The organism is Lentzea sp. (assembly GCF_035525475.1).
Lineage (GTDB): Bacteria > Actinomycetota > Actinomycetes > Mycobacteriales > Pseudonocardiaceae > Lentzea.
In genome coordinates this window covers 1-11,210 of record NZ_DATLEC010000022.1, presented here as the reverse complement: position 1 = coordinate 11,210, position 11,210 = coordinate 1, and the positions used below count along the sequence as shown (strand labels likewise).

The window sequence follows — 11,210 nt, the reverse complement described above, 5'->3', positions numbered from 1 at the left end:
CGACGTGATCTCCACCAAGTCCATCAAGCCGGGCGGTCTGTTCCACCGCACCGACGTCCCGGACCTCACGCCTTCTGGCACCCCGGGCTCGCCTTCGTCGTCCTCGCCCGGCAGTTCCTCTCCATCGTCCACTCCGGACAGTTCGCCTTCGTCGCCGTCCTCTCCGGACAGTTCGCCTTCGTCGCCTTCTTCTTCGTCGCCTTCTTCTTCGCCGGACGCGCCTTCTCCGTCGAGGACCCCGGACGCTTCGTCGCCGTCGTCCGCGCCTTCTCCGTCGCGCACGCCCGACAGCTCCCCCGACGCCCCGTCCCGGACCCCGGACAGCTCCTCCCCGGACGCGCCGTCGCGCACCCCGGACACCGCCTCGTCGCCGTCGTCCGCCCGCACGCCGGACAGCTCGTCGCCCTCCAGCCCGAGCGCCCCGCACACGGCGTCCTCCCCGTCCTCTCCCTCCCCGTCCTCTCCCTCCGCGCCGGACGCCCCGGCCCCGCGCAGCACGGGTCAGACGGTCCAGTCGTCGGTGGCACCACCGGAGGCGCCGGCCAGGCCGGACGTCCCGCACGCCCCGTCGCGCACTCCCGACGGCTCCCCGTCGGCCACGCCGTCCCAGGCGGCCCCGATGGGCGGCGCCCCGAACGCCGGCGGCAACGCCCCGTCCTCCCCCGCCGCGGGCCGTCCGTCCACCGGCGGCCAGGGCTGGACCGGCACGCCGGGCAACCGAGGCGACCTCGGAGCGAGCGCCCCGGCACCCCGCTCCCCCGACACCTCGACGTCGGCCGCCCGTGCCGACGCCCCCGCCCGCCCCGGCTCGATGCCGACGGCCCCTTCCGCCCCGTCGGGCGGAATGCCTTCCGGCGGCGCTCCCTCGGGCGGCATGCCGCACAGCCCGTCCGGCGGCACACCGCACAGCCCCTCCGGCGGCGCTCCTTCGGCGGGCACTCCACACAGCCCGTCGGCCACGAGCCCGTCGTCCGGCGCCCCGAACGCGGGCCGCCCCGACGCGACTCCCCCGAGCCGCGCCACCGCACCGTCCGCGGCGGCCCCGCACGCGCCGTCAGCGCCGCACTCCCCGGCCATGCCGCCCGCCGGCACCCCGCACGCCCCGTCTGCGGGAACCCCGCACTCGCCTTCGGCGGGCTCGCCGAACGCTCCCCGCGGCGACGCCCCGATGCGCCCGCAGTCGTCCGCGCCGACGGCCCCGAACGCACCGCACAGCCCGAATACGCCGTCCTCCCGCCCGGACGCCCCGCAAGGCCGCCCGAACGGACCGTTCAGCGGACCCAACGGCAACCCGAACGCGCCCCACGGCGGCCCGAGCACGCCGTCGCGGCCCGACGCACCCCACGGCGGCACGACCGCGCCGTCGTCGCGTCCGGACGCACCGCACAGCCCGAACACGCCGCACAACGGCCCGAACGCGCCCTCCCGTCCCGACGCGCCGCACGGCGGGCCCAACTCCCCGTCGCGCCCCGACGCGTTCACCGCACCGCACGGGTCGCGTCCTGACGCACCGCACGGCGGCCCCAACTCGCCGTCGCGTCCCGACGCTCCCCACCGCCCCGACGGCAGCGGCCCCGGCAACCGCCCGGACAGCACCCGTCCCGACGGCACCAGGCCCGACGGCTCGCGGCCCCACAGCCCGGAAGGCGCCCGCCCCCGCGGCACCGACACGGCCCAGGCCCCGCACCGCACCCCGGACGCGACCCGCCCGGATGCCGCGACCCCGCACAGGCCGGACGCGGACGTCCCGCACCAGCCCGACGCGCCCCACAGCCCCGACGCGCCCCACCACGGCCCGGACGCCGACCGCCCGCACGACAGCACCCCGGACCGGCCGCACGACGGCGACGCGGACGCGCCGAACAACCACGACGGCCCGCCCGCCGACCGGCCGAGCCCCGACGAGGCGCACGCCCGGCACGCCGAGTCCACGCCCGCCGGCATCTCCCACCACGGCGGCGACGGCGACATGGGCGACCTGCCGCACCGCGTTCCCGACGACCCGCGCTTCTTCACGGCCGACGTCCACGTCACGCCGGACGGCCGGGCGCGCATCGGCGGTCACGACTACACGCCCGCCGAGTACGCCGACATGCTGCGGCGCGGCGGGTACGACGGCAGCCGTCCCGTTCGCCTGATCGGGTGTGACGCGGGCAGCAACGACTTCGCCCAGCAGCTGTCCCGGCACCTCGACGCGCCGGTGGTCGCCCCGACCAAGCCCGCCTGGACCGACACCCACGGCCGCGTCTTCACGAGCGACCCGGAGATCCTCCCGGACGGCACGCGCCAGCCCCGGATCCCCCCGAACGGCGAGTGGGAGACCCACCACCCGGACGGCTCCAGGACCAGGGCCAGCGAGGACGGGTTCGCGCCCGGCACGCACGACGGGGACAAGGACCTCGACCCGACCGACGCACGGGACCGGTCCGCGGACAACGACGCGGACAACACCCCCGACCCGGACCCGCGGCCCAAGATCACGATCGACGCCGACCACCCGGACGCGCCGCTCAAGAGCAAGCCCTTCGGGCGTGAGCCCGACGGCACGCCGAGCACGCTCGAACCCAACACCCGCTACGAGGTGACCGACCGGGGCGGGCGCGATCGCGGCACGTTCGTCACCGACGGCGACGGCCGCATCGTCGAGGTCCACACGACCTCGGGCGAGAAGGGCAACTGGCGTCCGGACAGCAGGCAGCCGTTCCCGAACGCGACCTACCACGTCACCGGTCAGGCCGGCAGCGTCTACCACTTCCACACCGACGCCGAGGGGCGCACGGCCAGGATGGACGGCGAGCTCGTCCACACCGGCTCGGACGACGCGCGCCGCAGCCCCGACCAGGGACCCGTCGGGCACGAGGGCCGCGACGAGTACAAGGACATCAACTCCGAGATCGTCGACAACTTCCGGCAGACGCACGGCCGCGACCCGCTGCCCGGCGAGGTCCAGCTGTTCGAGGACGTCGGCTGGAACGGCGGTCACCTCGCGGGCACCGAGTTCGACGGGCCCGGCGAGTACATCAACATGGTGCCGATGCTGGAGTCCCTCAACCAGCGCCAGGCCGGCACGACGATCGCCGACAACTTCCGCGCGCTCGAGGAGCACTGGGGCGACATCCTCAGCCGCGACCCGAAGCCGAAGCTCGACGTCAGCATCGAGATGGACTACCCGGACGGCCGCAAGGCCCCCACGATGATCGGTGTCCAGTACTGGGTCGACGGCGTGTTGCAGCCGGCGGTCACCTACAAGAACGTCCCGCCGCTTCAGCCGTGATCACCGCACACGGGTAGCGTCAGCGATCCCAGGACCCCGAACGCAGTGAGGAACCGTCATGACCCAACCGAACCGGCTGAGCCCACCTGAGCAGGAAGAGGTGGTTCAGGAGGTCGCGGGTGTGATGCTGCAGAACGCACCCGCGGGCTGGCAGCGGATGGAGCTGATCTACCGCTCCACGGTCGGCGTCGACTCCGCGGAGCTCCTCGCCACCACGACCGGCGAACCGGAACGGGTGCCCGTGCCGATGAAGATCTCGTCGCGGATGAGCTCGCTGCGCGAGGGCATGTACGAGCAGGACAGGGGCAGCTGGTTCACCGCGCGGCTCCTCCTCGAACCGCCCCGCAACTACCGGGTCGAGTACGACTACGACGGCGAGCCCGCCTACACCCCGCCGCTCACGGCCAGTGCCTACGCGCTCGACTTCCAGCACTACCCGCGCAGCGAGGACCACACCCCCGACTGGCTGCGCGACAAGCTCGCCGAGGCCGCGGAGGCCGCCGCGGGATCCGAGGACAACTCGTAACTCCTTGAGATCGCTGGTCTTACGGGCACTCACACCCACTCGGAGTGGGCGCGAACGGGCCGGGGTGTGCGACCGGCCCGCACGTGCTGCGGCCGCCCGATAAGATCAGCGGGGTTTGCACGGGGAAAGAGGGGCGAGGACCAATCATGAGCCAGCCGGCGACACCGCTGAGCGAGCAGGACCAGCAGCTGCTCGTGCGGCAGATCGGCCGTGCCATGCTGCCGGCCGTACCTCAGGGCTGGCAGCGCATCAGGGCCGAGTACCGCGCGGCGGGACGGCACATCGAGGTCGACCTGGCGTTCGCCGGGCCCGATGGGCAGTTCCGGCCCGTGCGGCCGCCGATGGACGTGGTGCAGATGTTCGGGCAGCTGCGCGCGGGCATGCACCACCCGGATCGCGGCACGTGGCTGAACGCGCTGTACGAGATCGAAGCTCCGGCGGCGTTCACCGTCGACTTCAACGCCGAGGACGAGCCGCGCTGGCGCAACGCGCCGCCGCCCATCGGTTTCCGCGACGAGCTGCAGACGTTCCCGCGTCCGGACAGGCTGATCCCGGACTGGTGGCGCCAGCGCGTCGGCCTGCCGCCGCTGCCCCCGCAGGAGCCGCAGCAGCAGCCCCAGCAGGAGTACCAGGTTCCGCCCCAGCAGCCCGGTCAGGCCCCGCCCCAGCCGGGCGCCGAGCTGCGGACGGCGCGCGTGTACGACGGCAAGAACGACGACGGGCGCATCGTCGTCAACCGCCCGCCGGTCGACCCGCAGCTGGTCGAAGGCCTGCTCACCTACCTCGAGTCGGCGCCGGTCGTGCTCGCCGCGCGCAGCTACGACCTCGACGAGTTCTCGCAGAGCGGTGAGCAGGACGTGCCGCTCAACTTCCGCACCGACGGCACGTGGATCTGGGCCGGCGCGGTGCCGCACTACCTGCGCAAGTACGGTCTGCCGCCGGAGCCGGAGCTGGTGGCGCACGCCGTGGCGCGCGGCTTCCAGGTCGCGGAGGTCCCCGAGCAGACGCAGGACCGCGCGGTGTCGATCATCACGGGCCAGCAGGGCTGAGCCCCCACAAGGGTTCGCGAGTAGGCCTTTCCCTCGGAGGAGAGGCCTACCGCACCGACTCCTGTCGTCCACTCGGGACGATGAGGCTCGATGGTGTTCGCGATCCGGTGGGGCGTGGTGCTGGTGCTGTTCAGCCTGCGGTCGAGGCAGTTCGACGGCGGTCTCGCACGGCCATCACCACGAGTGTGACGAGCACGGCGACCCCCACGAACACGTAGAGGTTGCCGATCAACTGCTGCCACCAGCTCCAGTCGCGCTCCACGTCGTTGTCGCGCGGAAACAGCCAGTGCGGCCCGATGGCGAACACCGCCACGATCGCCCACGACGCCCACTGACGGCGCAACACGGGCCGTGCGAGCAACACGAGCGCGGGCGCGATCCACACCCAGTGGTGCCCCCACGACACAGGCGAGATCAGCAGACCGCCGAGCGCCACGACGAAGAACGCCTCGACGTCTCCCAGGCGCGATGCCAACCACCACACCGTCGCCACGACCAGAAGCGACACCACGAGCCACGCGGCGACCTGAGCGCCGTTCTCCAGGCCGAAGCGCGCCACCGTGCCGCGCACCGCCTGGTTCGACGCATAGGTCAGCCGTCCGACGCGGCCCGGATCGAGCAGGGCGTGCGTCCAGTACTCCTTCGCGTCGCCGAACGCGACGAGGAACCCCAGCAGTCCGAAGAAGAAGAACGACCCGATGGACACGAGAACGGGCTTCCACTGCCGGCGCGCCACGAAGAACAACGCGAAGAACGCCGGCGTCAGCTTGATAGCGGCCGCCAGCCCGATGAGCGCGCCACGAGGCCACCAGCGCGTGCGCTCAAGCAGGCAGTCGGCCATCACGAGCAGCCCCAGCAACAGGTTGATCTGCCCGAACCACAACGTCTCGCGCAGCGGGTCGAAGATCGACGACACCGCGGCCGCGCCCAGGCCCCACCTGACGGCGTCCGGCCCCCACCCGACCACGCGCTGCGCCGCGATCAGGCACAGGCCGGTGAGCATCGCGAGGTTCGCCAGCGCCACCGCGAAGATCGCGACGCCCAGCGGCACGAGCGCCAGCAGCCCGAACAGCACCGCGGCGATCGGCGGGTAGGTGAAGGGCAGGTCGGGGCCGCCGAGCGGTTTCGCGAAGCCCTCGACGTAGAGGGGCAGGCCCTCGAGGAACGCCGCGCCGCCGTTGCGGTAGACGCGGAGGTCGAGCGACCACCCCGGCGGGCGGATCATGACGTAGGCGAGAGTGGCGACCATGACGGCACCCCACGCCACCACGACCCGTTTGGCCGAGCGGTCCAGCTGCATCGGGAAATGGTATCGGTGAGCCGGTTGAGGCCCACGTCACCGCTCTGGACCTGAGATTCTCACGTAGCGTTGTCGAATGAACGCGCAAAGTGCAACTTTCGGCCTTAAGTCGTTCGTAGGGCGCACAAATGCGCACGCGCGGGTTATTCTGTGCGCATGAGCCCCGCCCTGGAGACGGTGCTGGCCAAGGCCGGCCTGCAGGTGAGTCCCGACGAGTTCCTGGACCTCGTGTCCGACGCGGCACGAAGACTGGCTCCACCGCACCCGGAACCGGCGACGTACTTCACGCCGGACCAGCGGACGGCGCTCTCCGACGTGGGCCTCGACCTCTCCCCGGCCGGACCGGGCGACTCGAAGCCCCGCACCCGCACCGTCGTGGCCCACGCGGTCCTGCGCGACTCGGCGCTGACCGTGAACGAGGCCGCGCGCCAGCTGCAGGTGGACACGAGCCGCATCCGCCACCGCCTGGGCGTGGGCAGGCTAGTCGGTTGGAAGGACAGGGGCAGCTGGCGCCTGCCGGCCTGGCAGTTCGCGGGCAACGGCGTGCTCCCCGGCCTGGAAACCGTGCTGGCCGCGATCCCGGCGGACCAGCCGGCCCTGGTCGTGGCCGCGTTCATGACGAAGCTCCAGGAGGACCTGCTGGTCGACGGCAAGCCCGCCAGCCCGCGCGAGTGGCTCCTCGCAGGAGGAGACCCACGTCGCGTGGCCGACCTCGCCTCCGTGCTCGGCACACCTGCCTGAGCGTTCCCGAACACCCGACAGGACCCGAATGTCACGGCTTCCACAGCCGCCTGCCCCTGCCGTGCTCCAAGCACAGCTGCGCCGCACAGAAGACGTGGTGGCGGTGCACCGAGCGACCCGCCTGGTGCGGGTGTTCACGGCCAAGGGCTCCCACCCCCAGCGCTGGAACACGTTCCGCTACACGGGCCCGCTCCCCCATGCCCGCTTCGACGCACAACAACCGGCCGACGACGGCGGCCCGGTCCAGGACCACGAGAACGGCGTCCTGTACTTCGGCCTGTCCGTGCGCACGTCGATCGCCGAGGTCTTCCAGGCCACGTCGATCGTGGACCGCCGCACCCGCTCGCCGTTCATCGTGGTGCTGCGCCCCCGCCGCACGCTGCGACTGCTGGACCTGGGCGGGTTGTGGCCCACCCGCGTCGGGGCGTCGCAGGAGATCTCGACGGGGCCGAAGCTCGTGACCCAGGCCTGGTCCCGCGCGATCCGTGCGGCCTACCCGGAGCTGGACGGGCTCTGGTACCGGTCGTCGATGGACTCCGGCGACCCCGCGATCTGCCTGTGGGACCCGCCTGGGGCCTCCGGGCTGCCCGCGGCGCCGGACGTGCTGCTGCCGCTGGACCATCCGGGTCTGGACCTGCCGTTGGCGCGCGTGTGCGAGGAGCTCAACTACACGCTGCTGGGCTGAGGGTGCTGCGGTTGCAGCACCCTCGCGCCGGCGATCAGGCCTTGAGGTAGCGGCCCCACCACTCGAGCACCGCGTCGAAGCGCTGCTTGCGGTGCCGCGGCTGACCGGAGCGGGTCAGCTCGTGCCCCTCGCCCGGGAAGATCAGCATCTCCGTCTCGACGCCGCGGCGCTTCAAGGCCACGAACATGCGCTGCGCCTGCTCGATCGGGCAGCGCCAGTCGTGCTCGGAGTGCACGACGGCGAACGGCAGGTTGATCTTCTCGGCGTAGGTCAGCGGTGACATCGCGCGCTGCGCCCCGGGGTCGGTGCCGCAGTAGGCGTCGGCGAAGAAGTAGCCGATGTCCGACGAGCCCGAGAACGAGTCCCAGGCGTTGACGGCGCGCTCGGACCAGGCCGCGCGGAAGCGTTCGCCGTGGTGCGCCGACAGCCACGACGTCATGAAGCCGCCGTACGAGCCGCCCATCACGCCGACGCGCTCGGAGTCCGTGTCGTCACGGGCGAGCGCGACGTCCAGCAGCGACAGCACGTCGTCGACGTCCACGGTGCCGAACTTGCCGATCACCGCCTGGCCGTGGGCCTGGCCGTAGCCCGCCGAGCCGCGCGGGTTCGGCAGCACGACGGCGTATCCGGCGGTGGCGTAGACCTGGGCCTCGTCGAAGAAACCCCAGCTGTGGTACATGAACGGGCCGCCGTGCACCGCGAGCACGACGGGGTGTGGGCCGTCGCCTTCCGGCAGCACGAGCCAGCCGTGAACGGGGTAGCCGTCCGAGGCCGAGCCGGTGAGCTCGACGACGCGGCGGGTGTCGACCGACGAGAACGACGTGCGCACACCGGTTCCGACGAACTCGACCTCACCGGGGCTGTCCGGAGTGGACACCACAGCGATCACGGTGGACCCGTCGGTGGCGAACGAGCGGACCGTCGCGGAGGCACCCGCGAGCACCTCGCCGGGACCGCCGTCGAACGGGATCCGGCGCAGCTCCAGCGCGCCCCGGTTGCGCACGACCAGCAGCACGCCGGAGGCATCGGCGACGGGCTGGCCGGAAAGCCGTTCCACGTCCACGGTCTCGACGTCGGTGAGGCGCGTGGCACCGGAGCCGTCCAGCGCCGACTTCCACAGGCCGTGGTTGCGCGCCACGGCGTCGATCCCGGTGAACTCCGTGCCCAGCCAGAACAGCGACGAGTCCGCGACGAACGGCATCGAGACCTCACCGGCACCGGTGACCAGCAGCGACACAGGGCCGCCCTCAGCCGGCACGGTGTACAGGTCCGAGTGCAGCGTCTCGGCGGCGCCGAGGTCGCGCGGTGCCACGAACACCAGCGTCGAGTCGTCGGCCCAGGCCGGGTCCGAGACGTCGAACGAGCCGTCGGTCACCTCGGTGACCTCGCCGTCCAGGTCGACGACGTGCAGCCGCGGGCGGCGGTCGGCGAGGAAGCCGACGTCGTCGACGCGGTAGTCCAGGCGCGTGATGCGGCGCGGGGCCTCGGACTCGGGGCCGTCGTCGGTCGTGCCGTAGCGGCCCTCCTCGGGCACGCGGGCCACGAACGCGAGACGCGACGAGTCCGGCGACCACACCGGGGCACCGGCGCCCAGCGGCAGGTCGGTCAGCTTGCGGGGCTCGCCGCCGTCCACGGGAACGACGTGGAGCTGCGGTGTGGACTTTCCGCTGACGCGCAAGAACGCGACCAGCCGGCCGTCCGGAGAAATGCGCTGTGCATTGTCACGATCACCGTGCGTCCACGGCGTTGTCGTGCCATCCGGGAACACCCGGTGCAGTCCGCCCCGGTAGGTGTTCTTGTCGAGGTCGGGCGTGGTGATGCTGACCAGCACCAAGTCCCCGGACACGGCCACGGTGCCGGGCGTGGTGAGCAGCTGCAGGTCTTCAGGGCGCACGGCGTGGACGCTAACAGAACTTGTTAGCAAAGCTCATAGTCGTTTGTTGACCGATCACAAAAATTGACTCGCCGCATAGATTTCCGCGTATGACGCGCATCGTGTTCTCTGGGGGCAGGGTCTTCACAGGCTCGACGACGGAGCCCGGCGACGTGGTGGTCGAGGGCGACCGCATCGTCGACGTGGGCACCGGACTCGACGGCGACACCGCGGTCGACGCGACCGGCCACACGATCCTGCCGGGGCTGTTCGACTGCCACGTGCACTTCATGTTCAGCGGCGCCGACCTGGTGCGGTCGCTGAACACGCCGTTCTCGCTGCCCTTCTACGAGGCCATCGGGAACATGAAGGCGACCCTGCGGTGCGGCATCACCACCGTCCGCGACGCCCTCGGCGCCGACCTCGGTGTCGCCGAAGCCGTCCGGCGCGGCCTCGTCCAGGGCCCGCGCATGCAGATCGCGGTCAACATGGTCTCGCAGACCGGCGGCCACAACGACGACTGGATGCAGTGCGGCGCGCACATCTCGCCGCCGCTGCACCCCGGCCTCCCGAACACCGTGGCCGACGGTCCCGAGGAGCTCCGCAAGGTCATCCGCACGCTGGTCCGCCACGGCGCCGACATCATCAAGATCGCGTCGAGCGGCGGCGTGATGTCCCCGCGCAGCAACCCCCGTCACGCGCACTTCCGCGACGAGGAGATCGCGATGATCGTGCAGGAGGCCAACGCCGCGGGCATCGCGGTCATGTCGCACGCCATGAGCGGCGACGGCATCCTCACGGCCGTGCGCAACGGCGTCCGCTCCATCGAACACGGCGTGTTCCTCACCGACGAGGGCGTAGAAGAGATGATCAAGAACGGCACGTGGCTCGTGCCGACGCTGATGGCGCCGCGCATGGTGCTCGACCAGGCCGCGGCGGGCGCGGCGATCTCCGACGTCATCCTGGACAAGGCGAAGATCGTTGTCTCGCAGCACTTCCAGTCGTTCCAGAAGGCCCACCAGGCCGGCGTGAAGATCGCGATGGGCACCGACTCCGGCGTCGGCCCGCACGGCGACAACCTCACCGAGCTCACGCTGATGGTCGAGTACGGCATGTCGCCCGCCGAGGCGATCCACGCGACCACCACGTCCGCCGCCGAGCTGATGCGCCTCGAGGACGACCTAGGTGAGGTCGCGCCGGGCAAGCTCGCCGACCTCGTCCTCGTGGAGGGCGACGCCGAGCAGCACGTGAAGGCCGGAACGCTCAAGCAGGCCATCCGCGCCGTCTACCAGAACGGCTTCTCCGTGCTCTGAAACGAGAAGTGGCCCGTGTCCACGGACACGGGCCACTTCGAAAACGATCGGGCTAGTGGTTCGCGTCGGCACCGATGTGCTTCGCGGCCTCCGGGTGGCGCTTCACCTTGAGCAGGCTGGCGACGGTCGTGATGGCCAGCACGCCGATGATCACCGACAGCGAGACCTCGATGCCGATGGTCGGCACGTGGAACGGCTCGCCGCCGTTGAGGAACGGCAGGGTGTTCGTGTGCAGCGCCTCGAGGATCAGCTTCACGCCGATGAAGCCGAGGATCACCGACAGGCCGATCGAGAGGTACACGAGCTTGGCGAGCAGGCCGCCGAGCAGGAAGTACAGCTGGCGCAGGCCCATCAGCGCGAACGCGTTGGCCGTGAACACCAGGAACGGCTCCTTGGTGAGGCCGAAGATCGCGGGGATCGAGTCGAGCGCGAAGAGCAGGTCGGTGGAG

The 11,210-nt window shown here is 71.7% G+C and carries 10 protein-coding genes and 1 pseudogene; 6 read left to right on the top strand and 5 right to left on the bottom strand.

Annotation, left to right across the window (positions count from 1 at the left end; translation table 11 throughout):
• Together VM306_RS02455 and VM306_RS02450 are read right to left on the bottom strand one after the other, a co-directional pair.
• Positions 1–498: pseudogene (locus tag VM306_RS02455) on the bottom strand (hypothetical protein); the annotation flags it as partial.
• A 3-nt stretch (positions 499–501) separates the two neighbouring features.
• Entirely contained in the window at positions 502–1,077 is a 576-nt protein-coding gene (locus VM306_RS02450; RefSeq protein WP_325510546.1) for a hypothetical protein, read from the bottom strand.
• Here VM306_RS02450 and VM306_RS02445 point away from each other — a divergent pair.
• From VM306_RS02445 to VM306_RS02435, 3 genes are all read left to right on the top strand, one after another.
• Complete coding sequence (locus VM306_RS02445) at positions 1,076–3,274, top strand: DNA/RNA non-specific endonuclease (protein WP_325510545.1); 2,199 nt, start codon at positions 1,076–1,078, stop codon at positions 3,272–3,274. The genes VM306_RS02450 and VM306_RS02445 overlap by 2 nt on opposite strands.
• Before the next feature lie 58 nt (positions 3,275–3,332).
• The gene (locus VM306_RS02440) at positions 3,333–3,800 is read left to right on the top strand and encodes a hypothetical protein (protein ID WP_325510544.1); all 468 of its coding nucleotides are present in this window, start codon (positions 3,333–3,335) and stop codon (positions 3,798–3,800) included.
• Between the two features lie 146 nt (positions 3,801–3,946).
• The gene (locus tag VM306_RS02435; RefSeq protein WP_325510543.1) at positions 3,947–4,849 is read left to right on the top strand and encodes a hypothetical protein; all 903 of its coding nucleotides are present in this window, start codon (positions 3,947–3,949) and stop codon (positions 4,847–4,849) included.
• Positions 4,850–4,979: 130 nt separating this feature from the next.
• Here the strand turns inward: VM306_RS02435 and VM306_RS02430 are convergent, their stop codons facing one another.
• Complete coding sequence (locus VM306_RS02430; protein ID WP_325510542.1) at positions 4,980–6,149, bottom strand: glycosyltransferase 87 family protein; 1,170 nt, start codon at positions 6,147–6,149, stop codon at positions 4,980–4,982.
• A 156-nt stretch (positions 6,150–6,305) separates the two neighbouring features.
• On the opposite strand from VM306_RS02430, the gene VM306_RS02425 reads away from it, so the two are divergent.
• Positions 6,306–6,890 (top strand): DNA-binding protein, encoded by a 585-nt coding sequence (locus VM306_RS02425; protein WP_325510541.1) that lies wholly within the window; start codon positions 6,306–6,308, stop codon positions 6,888–6,890.
• Positions 6,891–6,918: 28 nt separating this feature from the next.
• Positions 6,919–7,575 carry an RES family NAD+ phosphorylase gene (locus tag VM306_RS02420; protein ID WP_325510540.1) on the top strand — a complete coding sequence of 219 codons (657 nt, stop codon included), beginning with the start codon at positions 6,919–6,921 and terminating at the stop codon, positions 7,573–7,575.
• Between the two features lie 34 nt (positions 7,576–7,609).
• Here VM306_RS02420 and VM306_RS02415 read toward each other — a convergent pair whose 3' ends face one another.
• Positions 7,610–9,469, bottom strand: a complete 1,860-nt coding sequence (locus tag VM306_RS02415) for a S9 family peptidase (protein ID WP_325510539.1) — start codon at positions 9,467–9,469, stop codon at positions 7,610–7,612.
• A gap of 89 nt (positions 9,470–9,558) precedes the next feature.
• Between VM306_RS02415 and VM306_RS02410 the strand changes: the two genes are divergently transcribed.
• Complete coding sequence (locus VM306_RS02410; RefSeq protein WP_325510538.1) at positions 9,559–10,761, top strand: amidohydrolase family protein; 1,203 nt, start codon at positions 9,559–9,561, stop codon at positions 10,759–10,761.
• A 52-nt stretch (positions 10,762–10,813) separates the two neighbouring features.
• Here the strand turns inward: VM306_RS02410 and VM306_RS02405 are convergent.
• The coding region (locus VM306_RS02405) for a TerC family protein (RefSeq protein ID WP_414672319.1) at positions 10,814–11,210 on the bottom strand (397 nt) is incomplete at its 5' end.

Excerpts from the sequence above, each read along its gene's own strand:
- VM306_RS02445 (WP_325510545.1), top strand. The coding sequence starts at position 1,076 with ATGCCGCCCGCCGGCACCCCGCACGCCCCGTCTGCGGGAACCCCGCAC.
- VM306_RS02450 (WP_325510546.1), bottom strand. The coding sequence starts at position 1,077 with ATGGCCGGGGAGTGCGGCGCTGACGGCGCGTGCGGGGCCGCCGCGGAC.
- VM306_RS02440 (WP_325510544.1), top strand. The coding sequence starts at position 3,333 with ATGACCCAACCGAACCGGCTGAGCCCACCTGAGCAGGAAGAGGTGGTT.
- VM306_RS02435 (WP_325510543.1), top strand. The coding sequence starts at position 3,947 with ATGAGCCAGCCGGCGACACCGCTGAGCGAGCAGGACCAGCAGCTGCTC.
- VM306_RS02430 (WP_325510542.1), bottom strand. The coding sequence starts at position 6,149 with ATGCAGCTGGACCGCTCGGCCAAACGGGTCGTGGTGGCGTGGGGTGCC.
- VM306_RS02425 (WP_325510541.1), top strand. The coding sequence starts at position 6,306 with ATGAGCCCCGCCCTGGAGACGGTGCTGGCCAAGGCCGGCCTGCAGGTG.
- VM306_RS02420 (WP_325510540.1), top strand. The coding sequence starts at position 6,919 with ATGTCACGGCTTCCACAGCCGCCTGCCCCTGCCGTGCTCCAAGCACAG.
- VM306_RS02410 (WP_325510538.1), top strand. The coding sequence starts at position 9,559 with ATGACGCGCATCGTGTTCTCTGGGGGCAGGGTCTTCACAGGCTCGACG.